19 protein-coding genes are annotated in these 19,307 nt (G+C 31.2%); 12 read left to right on the forward strand and 7 right to left on the reverse strand.

Features of this window, described 5'->3' with window-relative positions:
• Positions 1-511 precede the first annotated feature (511 nt).
• The 6 genes from Q0E86_RS09840 to Q0E86_RS09865 all read left to right on the forward strand — a co-directional run bounded on the left by Q0E86_RS09840 (position 512) and on the right by Q0E86_RS09865 (position 8,499).
• Positions 512-1,609 (forward strand): helix-turn-helix transcriptional regulator, encoded by a 1,098-nt coding sequence (locus tag Q0E86_RS09840; RefSeq protein WP_295756701.1) that lies wholly within the window; start codon positions 512-514, stop codon positions 1,607-1,609.
• A gap of 133 nt (positions 1,610-1,742) precedes the next feature.
• A complete protein-coding gene (locus Q0E86_RS09845; protein WP_295756704.1) occupies positions 1,743-3,362 on the forward strand; it encodes an ABC transporter ATP-binding protein in 1,620 nt (539 codons plus the stop codon).
• A gap of 617 nt (positions 3,363-3,979) precedes the next feature.
• Positions 3,980-4,654 carry a LytTR family DNA-binding domain-containing protein gene (locus Q0E86_RS09850; protein WP_295756707.1) on the forward strand — a complete coding sequence of 225 codons (675 nt, stop codon included), beginning with the start codon at positions 3,980-3,982 and terminating at the stop codon, positions 4,652-4,654.
• Positions 4,651-5,805, forward strand: coding sequence for a hypothetical protein (locus Q0E86_RS09855; RefSeq protein ID WP_295756709.1), 1,155 nt, complete (start codon positions 4,651-4,653; stop codon positions 5,803-5,805). Before Q0E86_RS09850 ends, Q0E86_RS09855 begins: the two co-directional genes overlap by 4 nt.
• An 82-nt stretch (positions 5,806-5,887) precedes the next feature.
• On the forward strand, positions 5,888-6,529 hold the full coding sequence (locus Q0E86_RS09860; RefSeq protein WP_295756710.1) for an ABC transporter ATP-binding protein: 642 nt from the start codon (positions 5,888-5,890) through the stop codon (positions 6,527-6,529).
• Positions 6,526-8,499, forward strand: a complete 1,974-nt coding sequence (locus Q0E86_RS09865; RefSeq protein ID WP_295756714.1) for an FtsX-like permease family protein — start codon at positions 6,526-6,528, stop codon at positions 8,497-8,499. The genes Q0E86_RS09860 and Q0E86_RS09865 overlap by 4 nt, the downstream gene beginning before the upstream one ends.
• Positions 8,500-8,604: 105 nt before the next feature.
• Here Q0E86_RS09865 and Q0E86_RS09870 read toward each other — a convergent pair whose 3' ends face one another.
• From Q0E86_RS09870 to Q0E86_RS09885, 4 genes are all read right to left on the reverse strand, one after another.
• Positions 8,605-8,907: a type II toxin-antitoxin system RelE/ParE family toxin gene (locus Q0E86_RS09870; protein ID WP_295756717.1), complete on the reverse strand. Its 303-nt coding sequence runs from the start codon at positions 8,905-8,907 to the stop codon at positions 8,605-8,607.
• A gap of 1 nt (position 8,908) precedes the next feature.
• On the reverse strand, positions 8,909-9,205 hold the full coding sequence (locus tag Q0E86_RS09875) for a type II toxin-antitoxin system RelB/DinJ family antitoxin (protein WP_118324756.1): 297 nt from the start codon (positions 9,203-9,205) through the stop codon (positions 8,909-8,911).
• Between the two features lie 108 nt (positions 9,206-9,313).
• Positions 9,314-9,535: a helix-turn-helix transcriptional regulator gene (locus Q0E86_RS09880; protein ID WP_295756722.1), complete on the reverse strand. Its 222-nt coding sequence runs from the start codon at positions 9,533-9,535 to the stop codon at positions 9,314-9,316.
• Positions 9,536-9,537: 2 nt separating this feature from the next.
• Positions 9,538-10,134, reverse strand: a complete 597-nt coding sequence (locus Q0E86_RS09885; protein WP_295756726.1) for a hypothetical protein — start codon at positions 10,132-10,134, stop codon at positions 9,538-9,540.
• A 166-nt stretch (positions 10,135-10,300) separates the two neighbouring features.
• Between Q0E86_RS09885 and Q0E86_RS09890 the strand changes: the two genes are divergently transcribed.
• Positions 10,301-10,627 carry a tryptophan synthase subunit alpha gene (locus Q0E86_RS09890; protein WP_295756728.1) on the forward strand — a complete coding sequence of 109 codons (327 nt, stop codon included), beginning with the start codon at positions 10,301-10,303 and terminating at the stop codon, positions 10,625-10,627.
• A gap of 345 nt (positions 10,628-10,972) precedes the next feature.
• Here the strand turns inward: Q0E86_RS09890 and Q0E86_RS09895 are convergent, their stop codons facing one another.
• Entirely contained in the window at positions 10,973-11,704 is a 732-nt protein-coding gene (locus Q0E86_RS09895) for a YwaF family protein (RefSeq protein ID WP_295756729.1), read from the reverse strand.
• A gap of 114 nt (positions 11,705-11,818) precedes the next feature.
• Between Q0E86_RS09895 and Q0E86_RS09900 the strand changes: the two genes are divergently transcribed.
• The 4 genes from Q0E86_RS09900 (at position 11,819) to Q0E86_RS09915 (ending at position 15,478) form a co-directional block, all read left to right on the forward strand.
• Positions 11,819-13,195, forward strand: coding sequence for an MATE family efflux transporter (locus Q0E86_RS09900; RefSeq protein WP_295756732.1), 1,377 nt, complete (start codon positions 11,819-11,821; stop codon positions 13,193-13,195).
• A gap of 19 nt (positions 13,196-13,214) precedes the next feature.
• Entirely contained in the window at positions 13,215-14,063 is an 849-nt protein-coding gene (gene nudC, locus Q0E86_RS09905) for an NAD(+) diphosphatase (protein ID WP_295756734.1), read from the forward strand.
• 90 nt (positions 14,064-14,153) lie between these two features.
• Complete coding sequence (gene efp / locus Q0E86_RS09910) at positions 14,154-14,711, forward strand: elongation factor P (RefSeq protein WP_003865385.1); 558 nt, start codon at positions 14,154-14,156, stop codon at positions 14,709-14,711.
• Positions 14,712-14,731: 20 nt separating this feature from the next.
• Entirely contained in the window at positions 14,732-15,478 is a 747-nt protein-coding gene (locus Q0E86_RS09915; RefSeq protein WP_295564540.1) for an SDR family NAD(P)-dependent oxidoreductase, read from the forward strand.
• A 22-nt stretch (positions 15,479-15,500) separates the two neighbouring features.
• Here Q0E86_RS09915 and Q0E86_RS09920 read toward each other — a convergent pair whose 3' ends face one another.
• The gene (locus tag Q0E86_RS09920) at positions 15,501-16,751 is read right to left on the reverse strand and encodes an RNA-binding domain-containing protein (RefSeq protein ID WP_295756736.1); all 1,251 of its coding nucleotides are present in this window, start codon (positions 16,749-16,751) and stop codon (positions 15,501-15,503) included.
• Positions 16,752-16,867: 116 nt separating this feature from the next.
• Complete coding sequence (locus Q0E86_RS09925; RefSeq protein ID WP_295756739.1) at positions 16,868-18,130, reverse strand: methionine gamma-lyase family protein; 1,263 nt, start codon at positions 18,128-18,130, stop codon at positions 16,868-16,870.
• Positions 18,131-18,218: 88 nt separating this feature from the next.
• Between Q0E86_RS09925 and Q0E86_RS09930 the strand changes: the two genes are divergently transcribed.
• Positions 18,219-19,163, forward strand: coding sequence for a type I phosphomannose isomerase catalytic subunit (locus tag Q0E86_RS09930; protein ID WP_295756741.1), 945 nt, complete (start codon positions 18,219-18,221; stop codon positions 19,161-19,163).
• Positions 19,164-19,307 lie beyond the last annotated feature (144 nt).

Below are 19,307 nucleotides of genomic sequence, written 5' to 3' on the forward strand. Positions count from 1 at the left end.
TGAGAATAATTATTATTCAAAACATTAGAATTTAAAATTTATCTATTTTATGAGTCCTTTTTCTTGACGTAGTACCAAATCACGGTGTTATGAGAAGAAAAATATTATGAGAAGTTGGACTAGAAAGTTCTTTTTTTTTGCACTTTTTTGTCCATTAAACTTCTCATAATTTTTATATGATATGATTCATTCGTATTCAATTATTGAGAGGAGATGAAATCATGGATACAAATGAATTTATTGACTTTATTCCATTGTTGAACGGCAGATTTAACACATAAATATTTTGACGAAACACTTAAGAAGTTTGATTGTATCCTTGTATTTAAACAAGGGCAGATTATTGAACAGGGATTATTTGAAGAACTTATGAAAAATAAAGGGTACTTCTATGACTTAAAAAACAAGGGATGTATTTAGAACCTCTTTTCACTTCAGTGATGAGGTTCAATTCGTGATATAATTAGGAACAAATAATGAATTACTTTTTGGATTAGTAGGTGGGCAGTGTATGAATGATTACAGAGGATTATTGATTAAGAAACAACGAAAAGAATTAGACATATCATTAGAAGCTTTATCACATGGGGTTTGTTCTCCTTCATATCTTTCTAAAATTGAAAATAATATCTTGGTCGCAAATGATGATATATACAATTTGTTGTTTAAAAAATTAGGGATTTGTACGATGGATACGATTAAAGAAGAAAGAATTAAACAAATGTTGGATCTTTTCTTTAAATACTATATGTCATCGGATTCAAAAATATTTAAGATAATTAATGAGCTTTTGGAATATAAAGATGAGGTTGTGTCATCCTGTTTATTTGTTCAATATCAATTGTTTTTACTATTTGCTTCTGAATTGAATTCTCAAATCAATATATCATTTGCTGAAGTGGAAGCGTATTATTCGTACATGGATGATTCGCAAAGAGAATATTTTAATTTGTTTAGATTATCTTCTGGAAATATAGAACTATCTGATAATGAAGAATGGATATTTATAAGAAGAGTGAAGGCCAAAGCCAATCTATATGCATATCAAAAAAATGTTTTTGCGGCATACGATCTTTATAAAACATGTTTAAACTATGCGGTTGAATTAGGAAATAAGATGTTGATTGCGGAAATCCTATGTTCATTAGGATGGCTTTGTCTGGATATAGATTTAAATCAAGCTGAAAAATATTACACAAGTGCAGCTCAGTATGACTCACAATATAAAATGTTGGCTTTTTACAATCTGGGAGCAACTATGATGCAGCATAAGGATTGTATGGAAAAGGGAAATCAATACTTAAAGAAAGGATTAAAATCATGTACTGATGACTTTTTTGTAGTCAAATATAAAGAGGCTTTATTTGTATATGCGATCCTAAAAGAGAATATAGACGATGCAAAAAGATTAATCAAAGAATTAGATGATTCTAAGTATATCGATGTTTTCTCTATGATGCTAAATGATGATTATCGATTAAATGTTGACTATCAGAATCGATTAAAAGAATTAAGGAATGATTCTTCTTTGTTTAAATTCTTATTCATAAAAAATTGTGAACACTTGCATAAATATAAAGAGATTTGTGTCGCAAATAATTTTATATAATTTTAGTTTTGTGCAAGATCACCTAATAAATTGAACTTAACATAGACAAGAAACCCATTTATTTCTCATTGACAGTTTCTTGTCTTTTCGTTTGACTTGAAAAATAATAACCCTAAGGAAAAGGGGGTTGTTTATGTTTAAACTTATTCAGAATCATAAAGTATTATACTTTATTACACTCATTCTCATTGTTTCATATTCAGTAGTGGATCTATTGAAATCAATCATAATGAGTTATATATTTGATGATCATCTTCTGGATTCAATTTCAAACCTTATAGTAATCGTATTCATATTTTTAGGTGTCTATTTAATTGTTTCCACTTTGCAACAATATGTAGCGGAGGTGTTGAAGAATAAAATACGTTATAGTTTAAATAAAAACTTGTATAAATCGTATGCTTCCAGGAATATAGAATCGTTTCAAAAAAAGGATAGCAGTGAAATATTGAATGAATTTAATAATGAAGTGAATGTGGTGATTGATAATTATGTTTCTTCAAAATTAAATGTGTTTTCGTTAACTATTTCATTGATATTGGGAAGTCTATATATCGCAAATCTAAGTGTAGAAATATTAATGTTTCTGCTCTTTTGTGCTTTTATAACGATTTTTATAAATAGTATTTTTAAGAATCGTTTAAAGAAGAATCAAATGAATTATTTGGATTCAATGAAGCAATGGCTTTATTCTATTAAGAATCTGTGTCGTTGTTTTAGTGATATAAAGATATTAAATTTGGAAAAAGTATTTTGTGACGGTCTGGACATTGAGAATAAGAATTTAGAACAAAGTACTCTAAAAAATAATGGATTTATAAAAATACTTACTTCTATAAATTCTTTTATTTCTCAAGCCATGTTTTTTTTGACATTGCTCTTTGGAATTGTATTAATACATTATAATCGATTAACAGTAGGACAATTATTAGGAATTGCACAAGCTAGTAATATGGTGATCCTGCCAATCGTTAATTATGCAAATCTTCGAAACATGATTCAATCTTCTAAGCCAGTACTACAAAAACTGTTGGACGATTCAGTATGCTATGAAGAAAATGAGCCCATTGTTTTTGATGAACAAATTCATGACATTAAGATTAAGCATTTAAGTTATTCTTATGGTGCTCGTCAAATATTGGATTTAAATAATTTGGTAATAGATCAGGGGAAAAAGTATTTAGTCATTGGTAAAAGTGGTGATGGTAAGAGCACGTTTTTAGATGTTTTAACAAAGCAGAAAAAAGCGGATGGCGTTTATGTGAATGATACGGATTTGAAGGATATTCAATTTAGCGCATATGCCGATAAGTTTTCTTATGTGAATCAAAACAATGACTTATTACCGTTTTCTTTTGAACAAAACATTACTTTAGGAAAGGAAATGAGTAAATATTCCTTGAAAGATTTAGTAACTATATTTAATTTAGAATCAATATTTGATAAGGAAAGAGACAATCTTGATTTTGAACATTTGAATTTAAGCGGTGGAGAGAAGCAACGTATTTGTTTGGCAAGAGCAATGTACAGAAATAAAAAATGGCTTTTCTTAGATGAGGCTTTTTCTGCAATCGATAAAACAAATTCAGATCGAATACATCAATTCATTTTATCCAATCCAGATCTTACAGTATTGTCTATTGAACATAAAGTAACAAAGGAAACAGTTTCTTTATATGATAAAGTCTTATTATTTGAAAACAAAAAGATTGTAACTATGGATGTCGAAGAGTACTTAAATAGTAGCTTTTAAAAGAGAATACGTGTGAAGCGATTTAAACCATATTTAAAATTGTTCGTAGGTATCTAGCTGTTACCTAAATATCCCATGTTAACGAAGCCCCCCAATCCACGATATAGTTGTTACAAATTCATGTGATAGAATTATACAGCTATAGGTCTATATATGTCATAATAGGAATTGACACAAGTTTATTGCTTGTGTATATATTTAAATCGGTATCCCTCTCCGTCAATTGCAGCATATTAGCTAATTAGCTAAAAAAAGAACTGCAGAACTGCGGGGATAGCTTGGTAAGAAAGGTTTCAAAAGAAGCCTGTTCCCAAGAATCTCATCACTTCAGTGATGAGAGGTTCAAGAAATTAGGGCAGGCAAGGGCAACAAAATATATCAAATAATGGGAAAATATGTTTTGTGCAGAATGGCATTAAATAGGGGTTTTAAAATAATTAAATGTATATAATTAGAAAAACGGTGCAAATGATATATTTTCCCAAGTTAGACTGATGTGAACTTTACGTATAAAATATACAAATACCATAATTTTATCTGACGCCACAAACCATAGATAAAGTTGAATTGACTAGGATGCTTTTGCCATTTACTGCATTAACCATTATAATTGACCTATGAGAATTGCAGTATTAGAAGATAGTTTGATTCAACAAGAAAGAATACGAAATCTATTGGATTTAAATCATAGACTTTGTTTTTTTCGTACAGTTGAAGAATATATGGAATCCAATTTCTATTTTGATTTATTGTTATTAGATATTGAACTAGAGAATCAAAATGGCATTGAATTCATTAAAAAACATCCAGACAAACAGCGCTTTATTGTATATGTAAGTAGTCATAGTGAAGTTATGGCCGATACATTTGATACAAATGTTTTAGGATTTGTTACGAAAAATCGAATAGAAGAAGTCCTAGTTGAAAAGGTAAATCAGGTAGAAAATCGTATTCATCAATTGGAAAAGATTGCACTGAGTTTACCGTATGAAACAAGATATGTATATAGGGATGATATTCTGTATTTTCAAATTGAGAATGGCATATTCGTTTTATTGAAAGATGGAACGAAATTATCTTTAGTGAACGAAACACTGAAAGAGATAGAAGCAACGTTATCGGATTCTTTTGTTCGTGTAAATAATAATGTGCTTATCAACTTTTCTAAAGTCGATTATTTGGATGTAAAGAATCATGAGATCATTATGTTCGATGGTACGATTATTTCTGTGAGTGTTCGAAGATGGAAAAAGGTAAAGGAACACTATATTCAGATGAGGACAAGCATATGAATATTCTAATGAACAGTATGTATTATGTTTGCGAACAATGTTTCTATTTAAAAATAATGAAGAATTCACTATATCCAAAATGCATTCTTTCATTCTTATTAAATGGTTTATGTGTGTTTTTAACCGCTGAATATATACATATAAACTGGCTGTCTGTATTTCTACAATTGTTGATTCCCATTCTATGTTTGAATATTTCCACACAAAAACATCATATATTAGAATCTGTTATTTCAAATTTGATCGTCGTTTCATTTCAAACAATGAATATCCTTCTATTTCGTTCTTTGACTATAGAATATTATGCATTTTCAACAATACTCACAATCAGTGGATGCGCAATCTTTTATCAAATCTTTAAATATGAAAGTTTAGAATTTAGTCAGAATATGCAATATGGTGTTTCTATAATTCTATTTATATTTAGTTATCTTTATATGTTGTTGATGACAGACTTGTTTTCTAGAACAGAATTTACATATATGTATTTCATAAAGAATAGCCAAATCTATGTGTTTGTGTTTACCATATCAGTTCTTGTGTTATTAAGTGTAGCCATCATTGTTTTTTCTAGAATACGCTCAAAATTAGAGATTGAGATGTATCGAAATTTCATTGAGTTATCCAGCCATTACACAGAACAAATGATTCATGAACAGACGGGAATCAAGGAGTTGATTCACGATATGCGAAATTCTTTGGACGATATAAAGGTTCTGTCGCAAAAGAAAGAATATGCGGCAATTGAAGAACAAATCAATCAAGAGTTAGTAAAATATGGAAAGTTATATCCCCATTCTATATGTATAAATCCATATGTGGATGTAATTCTTCAAAGTTTTATTCAAAAACATAAATTGGATTATGATATACAGATACAGGTTCCTAAAAGAATCGATTCTATGGATACACAAGACTTAACAACACTACTTACATGTGTATTAGATAGTAGCTTAGTTAAAGAAAATGAGACTTTCATGTTTCATATGAATCTAAAGGAGAAAGAGCTGATTTTACATGTTCAATATCCTTTGGACATAAAGAATATGACATCTTCAAATCAATCTATACTGAATATCATTTTGAATAAGTATCATGGAACAAAAATTATGGATTCAAAGGATATGAAAATCATTTTATTTATCGAATAATCGAAATCAATTGACGGTTATTCGATTTTTTTTATGCTTCTTTTTCTTATGTGTATTAATAAAGAAAAGGAGTTGATAAATTGTGATTAAAATACAGAATCTAAAGAAAACATATAAAGATTGTGTGGCACTCGATACGGTTTCTATGCATATAAGAAAAGGGGAATTTGTTGCGATTATTGGAGCAAGTGGAAGTGGAAAAACAACCTTACTAAATATTATTGGTGGTTTAGATACGAATTATATGGGAAGTTGTGTAGTTCGAAATAAAGAGATGTCTTCTTTATCAGATGTAGAGTGTTGTACATTAAGAAGTCGGTATATTAGTTATGTATATCAATTTTTTAATCTAATTTCTTTTTTGACAGTGAAAGAAAATATGTGTTTGACAAGTCAAATCAAAGGGAAAAAAGTGGATGAAAAAGAGTTGGATCAAGTATTGAAATTGTTAGGGTTAGAGCATAAAAAAGATAGCTTTGCGAATGAATTGTCTGGAGGTCAGCAACAGCGAGTTGCGATTGGTAGAGCCATTCTTGCACATACAGATATCATATTGGCAGATGAGCCGACGGGGAATTTGGATGGAGAGAATGCTGAAAATGTGATGGATATTTTAAAGGCATTGAATGAAAAGTCAAAGACAATTGTATTGGTTACGCATGATTTGAAAATCGCCAATTATGCAGATCGAATCATTCGTTTAGAACAAGGAAAAATTGTATGAATATAGTCAAGAAATATAGAAGTCGTAATAAGAAAAGCTATGTTTTATTATTGAGTATTTTATTTTTATGCACATTTCTTTTAACTTCTCTTTTTGTAGTAAAAGACTCTTATGATCAATATCGAATCAATGCAGCCAAAAGTTTTTATGGGGATTATGATGTGAAATATACAACGTTTGCGTATACACAAAATAAAGAATATACAGATACATACTTAGATAGTTTGAGTTATGAAACGCCTTTGCCCTATATGTATAAAGGAACTTTTGATTCTTTGGTTTCAACTACAAATTTTAGTGTGTATCCAATACGTTTGATAGAAGGAAAGTATCCTAAATCCAATGAGGTGTTGATCCATAAAAAGTATCAGAATAAATATAAGGTGGGGGACACAATAAAGCTATATGCTGATCAAGATTCTAAAGAATATAAGATTAGTGGTGTCTATGAAAATCTAAACAATCAGCTGATCAATTATAGTTTTTATACAAGTACGCATTCAAAAAAGGATGCAATGTATGTTTATGCGAATTTAAAAGATAAATCGGCAATCGCAACACTACCCGTACAGGATTATGAATTGAATTCGGATATGGTGGTTGCCAAATATCATTTGAATGTAGAATATGAAAACATTTTTAAATCTCTGATTCTGTTTATGAGTGTATGTTGTTTCTTATTTGTGTATAGCGTTCTATCTGTACACCTAAAGAAAAAGAAGGTTTATTATGATCAACTCTTTATATTGGGGATGAATAAAAAGAACATTCGTTTGTCTATGATTAAGGAATATACCTTGCTCTTTGTAGGAATTGAGTGTATGGGAATCGGATTTACATTTGTATTGTGGGGCTTGTTTTTAAAATGGATTCAAATGAATCTTCCATTTAGTTTAAATCTATCAAGATACCATCTATGCATATTATTGTTGATTTTATTTGTACAATACGTATCTGCATTTGGATTGAGTTTAGTAAGACATAAATATTATTGCTTTAGAAAATTGCATATTTCCAATTTATCCATTGTTGAAACAATGAGAAATGGAAATGGTTTATTTATTGCGTTTGTTGTTGCGATGAGTTCCATGTTTATGTGTGTATCCATGCAGTCATTAACATCTTGGATTCAAACAAATAAACAAGAAGTGCAGTATGAACATGATGTGAGTGCTACATTTAATATATTTGATCATACATTGATTCCTGAATTTATTGAGGAATCAAAAGAAATTCTTAAGTCGTATGAGCATGAATTTAATTATAACATTCAATGTGATGCGAATATAAATAATGAACAAATAGAAACCAAGATTACAAATGAATATAATGATTTTGTCTTAAGTAATTCATATGAAGATAATGTAAGATTGCAATTGTATAAACAAGGTGGAGAATTGATTGATGTACTCGATATATCGGTAGAAGAACATATACATAGTGGGGATAATAAAGTTTTGTATATTCCTGAATCAAAAGTAATGGAATGGTTAAATGCATATCCAGATACATTTATTACGGGGGATTTGTGGGTAAATACCAAACAATCGGCATTACTAAAAAAGAAGCTTGATCATATTCAATTGTCTAGAAGAGATGATTTCTATGTGTTGGATAATAAAACGGACACAAAGAATCTTGTTGAAACGATGAATATGTGTCAAAAAATCGTACAGTTCTATCAATTTATATTGATGATCACTTCTATTGTGATCGTATATATGCAGTTGTATCAACATTTCTACGCGCACAAAAATGAGTATGATCTGTTGCATACTATTGGCATGTCTTATAAAAAAATTCGTAGGATGTATATAGTAAAACTATTGACTTTCATAACAATACTGGATGTGATTGTATTGTTGATTACTCGAACAATTCAAATGGAAGTGTCAGGTTTATATTTAATGGGAAGTCTAATACTTTGTATTTTATTTACCAAATTGATTTTCTATCGTATATACAAATAGTATATTTAAAAAAATTCAGTAAATGTCAAAAAGCCCTTGTTTAAGGGCTTTTCTGATCATATGTCCAATTCAATGTGCTACACAGTGTGTAGCATTTTTAAACAATTAAAATAGTAACGATAAGTAATCTTGCCTTGAATCAAGTATTCTGATAATTTCGATATTATCATTTTTGATATTATAGAATACAAGTTGTTTAGATACGACTAGATAACGTAATGAAGTATCCATATTAAATCGATCTGACAATTTTGGGCCTAAATAAGGATTATCCTTTAATAAGGCAATCGCATTTACAATGGTGCTTTTTAATTTTTGTGCAGCTTGTTTATTGTTAAATTGACTAATAATATAGCTTTCGATATTTAAAAGATCATCAATAGCTGTCCTTTTGTAAATAATCTGCATGTTATAAACCTAATATTTTCTTAGCTTCTTCTTCAGAATAAGATTCAGTACAATTCATACCAATTTCTAATTCTTTTATGAGTTTAGTTAAAGCTTTGGCTTTCATGTTTTCAGCATTATCTTCAGTTACAGAAAATGGAAAGCCTCCAGTATTTAATGCTTGTTGAAAAAATACGTTAACGGCATCTGTTAAAGTTAAGCCATTTTTCGCAAAAACTTCTTCCAATTCATTTTTAATTTCTGAATTCATACGAATTCTAAATACATCATCTTTTTGAGCATTGATTACGTTACGCATAATTAACCATTCCTTTCACTTATAGTATATTTGTCTTTTAATAAAATATCAATAAATGTAGTAACGGTGTGTCCACATCCAATCCCTAAATATAAAAAGAGCCAGAAACTAGCTCTTTTCATCGTCTTTTACATACTCCAATATATCACCAGGTTGACAATCTAATACTTCGCAAATAGCTTCTAAAGTAGAGAAGCGAATCGCAGAAATCTTGCCTGTTTTCATCTTTGATAAGTTGACATTGCTGACACCAACTTTCTCAGACAACTCTTTTAAACTCATTTTTCGATCGGCCATGACACGATCTAATCGCAATATGATCTTACCCATAATTACAACGTCTCATCACTCAATTGTTGTAATTCTTGTCCATATCTAAATATATAAGATAATAAATAGATAAGTGCGGCAAAAATTAAGAAGCTTAATTCAAAACGAATATCGAACTTGATTTGTGTGACATATTTTGAATTGAAGAGTAGATCAAAGTTGATTATCTGCTTAAAATACATAACACGACATACTTCAAGAATATTAAAGACAATACCACTGACAAGAATATACTTGGCAAGGTTTTTAATATGATCAGCAACACGAACATCAAATGGAGTATGATCCATCGTAATCGTACAAATAGATTCAATTGTTTGTACAGATTTATAAATGATGAATATAAGAATTGCAATCAACAAGAAAAGAATTGGCAACCACATGGACATGGTATCTTTTTGTAAAGCAGTATCATCTTTAAACATCAATTGAAGAAAGTCAATTCTTATACTTCCAAATAAAGTATTATATACATCTTTGTTGAAGGCATAGAATAGACTAAGTCCAATCGATAACACAACAGAAATTAAACAAACCCCTCGAACAATTTCTAAAACAAAGCACATTTTCTTCAATAAACCTTTAGACTTATCACTCATGATATTACCTCCTAACATTAATAAATTAATGCTTATCGTTAATTTAATTATATATTACATAAATAATAAGTCAATATATGTTTCACATTAATTAGAAACTTTAGCTCAAAATGCGGGAGCTGAGGTTGTAAAAAAAGCAGCACTACTAGCTGAGGGTAATGATGGAATGATTAGCTTTTCTTATGAGGAAAAAGAAGAGTTTGATGTGGTATTAAAGAAGTATGGTTTAGATTTAATCAGTATGATTGCTCCAACCAGTCATCAACGTATTCAAATAATCGCCAAAGATGCAGGTGGCTTTATTTATTGCGTATCTTCATTAGGCGTAACGGGTGTTCGTTCTACGATCACAACGGATATTTCGGCTATGGTAAATCTTGTGCGAGAAGTCACAGACGTTCCTGTTGCGGTAGGTTTTGGAATCTCAACACCAGAACAAGCAAAAAAATGGCAACTCAATCTGATGGAGCAATCGTGGGTAGTGCCATTGTGAAGATTGTTGAGAAGTATGGAAAAGATGCACCTAAGTATGTTGAGGAATATGTCAAAGAAATGGTGCAAGCGATAAAATAAAAGAGGTCTCAGTCAATTATGGTTGAGACTTTTAAAATGTTTAGTTCCATTCCTTTTCTAGAAGAAAATCACGAATGTTTCAATGCTTGATTATAAATCTTAGCCTCCTTATGTAGTAAATAATACAGTTGTAACTGATAATTAGTGTTCAAAATACGATTTTATCAGTTATAACTGATAAAATATAAAATTAAAGAAAAATATAAAGATAAACCTTTTGAAATTTGAATCCGTATTTGATTCATAATAATAAAAAGGCTGTGGACTAAGCGATATTGAAGTCGCTTTCTGTCTCACAGCTTTTTCTTTCTTTTACTATGAATGGTAAATGGAATAGACTAAGTCCAATCACTCCAAGCATGATGACTCTAAATAAATAGATATAGTATCCATGATTTAGGTTAAGAAATGGAAGTCCTTCTAATGGTGGTCTTACAATAAACATAAAGTTTGTATCATAAACTGACAAAATAGAATTCATATATAGGTTAAAAATTAATAACGCAAATAATACAACTAGATTGTCTTTAAATGCCTGCATACCTAGGTTTGCGTGTTTGAAACGAATCAAATATAAAGAAAACCATGTTAATGTTGCATGATACATGAAACATTGATATACATTGGCTACATTAAATTCAACGCCATACGTTGGAATCAAGATAGCGGCGATTCCTCCACAAGTACCGACAACCGCAAAGAAGTTGATCATTTTTTGTTTTAGTGGACCATCCTTTCCAAAAGTGATGTAGGCCGCAATAAACAATAAGATACTGCAGATATGGAATGGAAGGGATTGCGGATTTAAGTGCATTCCTCCATGTGTACTTGGAATCATATCTGACATCATTTTTGTGGTTTCGCTCAATAAACATATAAACATAAAGAAGTAACAAGCATTTTGTAGCGTGAAATCTTCTTTTTTCGCATAGTGATTCATAATTAGGATAAATAGAATACAAATTCCTATCCATATAAAGTGTTTTGTAGTAAACATATGCCCTCTCCTTATAGTCAACAGATTATACCATTCAAAACATAAGTAAACAATGATAAAATTCTTAAACTTATCTTAAATTAAGTGATATACTTAGTCGTTAGTGAGGTTTTTATGAAACGGATTGATTTTGAAAATGATACAGTGACAAGAAATATTATAAGTGCTGCTTTCCCTTTATTGGTAGCACAAATTATGAGTCTTCTTTACAATGTTGTGGACCGTATCTATATTGCTCGAATTCCTAGTATTGGGACATATGCATTAGGCGCTATTGGTCTATGTTTTCCCTTGATTGTGATTATCAATGCATTCGCAAATCTGTTCGGCAGTGGTGGGGCACCATTGTTTTCAATCGGTCGAGGAGAAAAGAATAGTACAAAGGCAAACTTAGTCATGAATACTTCATTTACGATGCTAGTATTGTGTTCGATTGTTTTAATGATTGTTCTTTATCCTTTCTTAAAGCATATATTAACCTTATTTGGAACATCCACATCGGCCATGAAATATGCCTATCCATATATGATGATATATCTAATAGGAACATTACCTTCTATGCTTACTTTGGGGATGAATCCATTTATCAATGCGCAAGGCTATTCAACGGCAGGTATGTGTTCAGTATTGATTGGGGCTATTATGAATTTAGTGTTAGATCCCATATTTATTTTCCTGTTTGGACTTGGTATTCAAGGGGCTGCCATCGCAACTATCATTTCTCAATGTGTTTCAGCTATCTTTGTGTATTGGTTTTTAAAGAATCGTTCGGAATTAAAAGTAAGATTATTGAACAAAAATGAATTCATCGATTGTAAAAGTTATGCACAAAATATTATTAGTTTAGGAAGCAGTAGTTTTATCATGCAGCTCACAAACAGTTTGGTTTCGATTTGTTGCAACAACGTGCTATCCATAACAGGTGGAGATATTTATATTTCGGTGATGACCATCATTTCGAGTGTAAGGCAATTAGTAGAAACACCGATTCATGCGATCAATGATGGTTCTAGCCCAGTTTTAAGCTATAACTATGGAGCTAGAAGAGCAAGTCGTATTCGAAAGGCAATTAAAGTGATATCTATTCTTGTCTTTGGTTATACCGCTATAGTTTGGAGCTTGATTATTCTAATTCCACATGCATTGATCCAAATCTTTAGTTCAGATCCTGTTCTTGTCAATAATACAGTGCCAGCTTTGAAACAATATTTTGCGGCCTTCATATTCATGGATTTGCAGTATATTGGACAGAATGTATTTAAGTCATTAAATAAAAGAAAACAAGCCATCTTCTTTTCTATTTTAAGAAAAGTCATTATTGTCGTGCCACTTACATACATCATGCCACTTTATCTTCATATGGGTACAGATGGTGTTTTCTTGGCAGAACCTGTATCGAATGTGATTGGTGGAACTCTTTGTTTCGTAACAATGTTAATGACAATCATGCCGGAATTAAAGAGAATGGAAAATAAAAATGTGATAAAATGATATCCGCGAGGTAGAAAAAATGGTACAAGATATTTATCCACATAAATTACATAATGAATTTGATCCGAATGTACAGGCAACACAAAAGGATGTATTGCTATGTATTGTGAATGGAAGAATCATAATTCATTTAAATTGTTTTGAGAATAAGGAAGTTGTTTTTCCTAAAGTGAGTGATATACAAATAGAAAATGTAGAGTATCGCTATTTGTTTTCAATTGATAATACGAAATATTTCTTATGTGATATGCAATTAGAAGAGAACCAGATTCCATCAGGATATGGTTATGTTGAAGAGAGAAGTTTACGTATTGAAGGGATTGAGCCAAAAGACAATTTGTTTGCGGCCATTACTGGAAAGCATTTGGCAGATTGGTATCGAGATACTAAATTCTGTGGAAGATGCGGACATAAGATGGTGCATTCAACAACAGAAAGAGCGATGGTCTGTCCAGAGTGTCATAATACAGTCTATCCAAGAATTATGCCGGCTGTGATTGTGGGGGTAATCAATGGGAATAAGTTGTTGCTGACAAAATATCGTACGGGATTTAAATATAATGCGTTGATTGCTGGCTTTACTGAAATTGGTGAAACTGTAGAAGAAACGGTAAAACGTGAAGTTATGGAAGAGGCTGGAATCAAAGTCAACAATATTCGTTACTATAAATCGCAGCCTTGGGGAAGTGCCAATGATATTTTGTTGGGGTTCTTCTGTAATGTAAAAGGAAATGATGAAATATCTATGGATACCAATGAATTGAAGTATGCAGATTGGGTTCAAAGAGATGAAATTATTCTTCAGCCTGGTGAATTTAGTTTAACAAATGAAATGATGAAATTATTTAAAGAGAATAAAGTAGAGTGAAAGTATTACACTCATTCTTCTAAAAATGATGAGGATATGGTACAATAAAGCGTGTAAAAAAATATTTATAGAAAATAGGAGTGAAAAATTATGGCAATTTCTGCAGGTGATTTTAAAACAGGATTAACTTTAATCGTTGATGGTGATCCTTGGGTAGTATTAGATTTCCAACATGTTAAACCTGGTAAAGGTGCAGCAATCTTAAAAACTAAGATGAAAAACTTAAAAACAGGTAATACACAAGAAAGAAACTTCAATGCTTCAACTAAATTTGAACAAGCTAACATTTCTAAAAAAGCAGCTCAATTCTCATATGAAGCAGATTCTACATATTACTTCATGGATTTAGAAACATACGATACTTATGAATTAACAGCTGACCAAGTTGATTTCAACAAATACTTTATTGTTGAAGGTGCTGAAGTATCTTTGATGTTCTTCGAAGGAGAATTATTATCTGTTTCTGTTCCAGAAAAAGTTGAATTAACAGTAGCTGAAACAGATCCAGCAATCAAAGGTGCACCATCTAACCAAACTAAAGATGCAACTACAGATACTGGATTAACATTAAGAGTTCCACAGTTCATCGAACCAGGTGAAAAAATCGTTGTATTCTCAACAGATGGAAAATATGCAGGAAGAGCTTAATCGCTCTTCTTTTTTTAACTATGAATAAAGTTGTCTTAATTACAGGTGGTGCTCGTGGTATTGGAAGTGCAATCGCATTGGAACTCGCAAAACATGGTTATGACATTGTCATTAATTATTTAACTTCTAAACAGCCTGCCAAAGAATTAAAAGAAAAAATAGAATCGGAATATCATGTTCGTTGCCTTACAATTTGTGCAGATGTATCCGATGTGGATCAGGTAAATATCATGGTTAGTGAAATTGAAGAAAAGATGGGTGGCGTAGATATATTAATTAATAATGCGGCTGTGGATCTTTCCAATCTATTTCACTTAAAGAATGCCGAAGAATTTAAAAGAACATTAGATGTAAATGTTGTAGGTGCTTTTAATTGTAGTAAAAGAGTCTATAAACACATGTTAGATCAAGAATATGGAAGAATCATCAATATATCAAGTACCAATGGAATCAACACATATTATCCAATGTGTATCGATTATGATGCTTCAAAAGCAGCCTTGATTTCAATGACACACAATCTTGCAGCCGAATTTGGACCATATATCAATGTGAATTGTGTTGCTCCAGGCTTTATTGGAACCGATAATGAACTAGATGGCTATGATGAAGAGTTCTTAAAGGAAGAAACCGAAAAAATCATGGTGAAACGTTATGGAAAACCAGAAGAAGTGGCCTATCTTGTTCGTTTCTTGATTAGTGATGAAGCGAACTTCATCAACAATTCCATCATTCGTATTGATGGTGGACAAATGGGTAGTTGTTAAAAAAATAAGCCTCAAATGTGGCTTATTTTAGTATATATTTGATATTTCTTGCAGTTCCAGTTTTTTGAACTACATTCTTTTCGATAAGAGAATTTAGAATTCGAATTGTTTTATATTTTGTGAACTGAGTTTCATCTTCAATTTGTGTACGAGATAGTTTTAAATTCTTTTTTAGAATTGAAACAACTACCTTCTCGTCTTCGCTTAATGAAATCAAATTTGATTCAATAGGCAATATGACAGTGATTGAGTTTTCATAAATTTTAAATTCAGGTTTATTTTGAAAATCTTTATATGAAGCATTTATTCTTTTGATTCCAGAACCAAACATTTCAATATAATTTAGTCTAAAGAAGATATTACCAATAATAGGATTTCTTAAAAAAGATATTTGACCATCTAAATATTCTTTTTCACTTATTTCACGAGGTAGATCTCCACAAGAAGTAATTTCAATTTTATCATCGAACATGGAAATGCGTATTCTAGCGTTGATATCCCATAAGCGGTGTACTAGAGAATTAGCTAAAGCTTCTCGAAATGCTTCTTCTGGGATTTTTTCTTTACTGATTCTAAGACTACCTTCAATTTTTTCGTATTGGTAATATTTTTTATACATATTTAAAACGCGATGGTACATTTCTAAAATGGAAATATGGTCTAGTATTTCTCGATCCATTATTTCATTGATGTTTGCTCCGAAACGAATGACATCAACACCTTTAAATGGATTAGAATCTGCAATTAAAGCTGCTGCATTGTTGTATTTTCCGTTTTTAATAAGGCCTAACGTTCTTAGTATATCGGTATTTATATGATTTACATCAAGCTTTTTAGAAAGTTCATCTTCTAATGTTTGAAAAGTTAAATCTTGTTGAGTAGATTCTTGTTCTTCATAAGATTGATTTAATCCTTCAAGGACAAGTCGGTTTAATTCCAATCGATCCACCTCGATAGTAGATGAGTCATTTCTTTTGTATGCTTTTCCTTTATAAAAATAAGGCTTAAAAGTTCCCTCGAATACTTTTAGAATGATTGTATTTTCTTTTGTGATATCTAAAGTGTAAGAAGGAATAGGTTTGATGGAATCATTGATTTTGTTTTCTAAATTCAAACAAGCATCAATTGGATTATCAATTCCTTTAACAGTTCCATCATCACAAATTCCAAAGATGATTTCTCCATTTGAATAATTCGCAAAGGCACTTATTGTTTTTAAAAACGAATTACTGTTTATATTTTCTTTAAATTCCAAAGTTCTTGTTTCACGCATAGTTATCACATCCTTATATTCATTATAGTATCGTTTGAATCGATTTGCAACGATACGATTATCGTTGCACAATATAATGCAACGATTCAATGATCGTTTGAAACAAAAAAGATGCACTAGGCATCTAAGTTGTTTTTCATATTTGTTAGGGCTAGAAGAATAGATAGCTTTCCATATTCTAATGTTAATCCACCCTGCATATATAAAGTGTATGGTTCAACGACTGGAGCATCTGCACTTAATTCAATTGTACTTCCTTGTGTAAAGCTTCCGGCAGCCATAACTTCATCAAATGGATAGCCTGGCATTGGAGCGGCCATAACACGAACAAAGGAATCGATAGGACTTGTGGATTGAATACCTTGTGTAAAACTAACAAGATTTTCTTTGGAACCAAGCTCTAAAGTTTGAATGATATCCGTTCTTTCATCATTATAAGCAGGAGATACATTCTTGTATCCTAATTTTTCTAGCATATAGGCTGTAAAAACTGCGGTTTTTAAAGCGCTCTTAACGGCATTTGGCGCCATGAAGATACCCTTAAAGAAAGAGTTGTTCAAGTTAAAGTTTGCACCCAAATCCTTACCAATTCCAGGAGCTGTTAAGCGTTCAGCGACCATGTTGATCAATTCTTTATTACCAGCTACATATCCTCCAGTAGAGGCGATTCCTCCACCTAAGTTTTTCATTAAGGATCCAACTACAACATCCGCACCAATATGTCCTGGTTCCAATTTTTCAACAAGTTCACCATAACAGTTATCTACCATGATAATAACGTCTTTGTTTACTTCACGAATCTTTTTGATGATACGCTCAAGCTTTGAAATGGTTAATGATAAACGGTGGGCATATCCTCTAGATCTTTGGATTTCCACCAATTTTACATTGTTTTCCTTTAAACGTTCAACAATCTTATCATCATCAAAATCATCATTCACTAAATCAATCTGTTCATACTTTACACCATTGGCTTTTAGCGATTGTGTAGAATCACCACATAAACCAATCATTTCCTGCAATGAATCATATGGAGCACCCGAAATAGAAATCATTGTATCTCCATGTTTTAATAGGGCAGATAAGGTTAAGTATAAAGCGTTTGTACCACTCATGATCTGAGGACGTACTAAAGCATCTTCACATCCTAGTACTGTCGCAAAAATACGTTCGATCTTATCACGACCTTCATCATAGTTACCATATCCGTTGATATCCGCAAAGTCAGAATAAGAAACGTGATTCTCAATAAATGCAGCTAAGATACGATCTGAATTGTATAAACATACATCATCAATTTTTTTATAAATATCTTTTAAAACGACATCCGATTCTTCTGCCATTTTCAATAAGTCTTTATCAATTTGTTCTAAAATCATAAATAACCTCCAAAAGTCCACTTCTTCTATTATACACGATTTATATATTTGTGGTATGCTCAAGTCAAGATAAGAAAGAGAGTAAGATATGGAAAAAGTATTATTTTTGGATTCACCCATGAAAGAAAAGCCATATGGTTCAATGCGTATTCAAGAAAAGTTTGGCTTTGGTCCTATAGATAAAAAGATTGGAGAATATTGGGCAATTAGCGCTCATGACAACGGATTAAGTACAATCAAAAATGGAAAATATAAAGGTGAAACATTAAAAGAAGTGTATTTAAATCACAGAGAATTATTTGCGAATGATTCTCATGACAAGTTTCCATTATTAGTTAAAATCAATGAGATTCAAGAACCATGCTCTGTACAAGTCCATCCAGATGATGCGTATGCTAGAAGGTATGAAAATGATTATGGTAAAGCTGAATTCTGCCTGTGGCTAGATGTTGAAGAAGGTGCCAAAATCATTCGTGGACATAGGGCCAACACAAAAGAAGAATTTAGAAAGTCTGTAGAGGAAAAAGCTTGGGATACTTTATTTATTCGAAAACCAGTACACGCAAATGAATTTGTTTATACACCAGCGGGTACTGTTCATGGTATTGAAGGAAAGCTAATGATGGCTGAAGTGCAACAATCCAGTGATGTTACGTATCGTATATATGATTATGACAGGAAAGATGCCGATGGGAATATGCGAGAACTACATATTGATCAGGCTATTGAAGTCACAAATATTCCACATGTTGAACCAGATGTACATCCAACAATTAAAATGTTAGAAGGAAATGAAGTCATTGAATATATGAATGAAAAATATTTTAGTGTGACTCGATATAAGATTCAAAATGAAATTCAGATCAACAATCCTTCTTATTCTCTTTGTTTACCATTAAGAGGAAATGGAATTTTACATATAGATGGAAGAGATTATGATATCCAAGCAGGCATTGGCTTTATCGTCACGAGTCATACAAAAACATATTCCATCAAAGGGAATATAGATTTGTTGGTAAGTGTACCAAAATAATTCTGATTTTATCATTTCTACTCACTTTTTTTGTAGAATTCTACATTTTTTCTGATTATAAATAAATAAAGCTCCTCTTTTGCAAATGAATGGTAATTATTCGCTTATTTACTGTGCTTAGAGCTCATTGCATCTCGATACCGC

It is taken from the genome of uncultured Holdemanella sp. (assembly GCF_934754935.1).
Classification (GTDB): Bacteria; Bacillota_I; Bacilli_A; order Erysipelotrichales; family Erysipelotrichaceae; genus Holdemanella.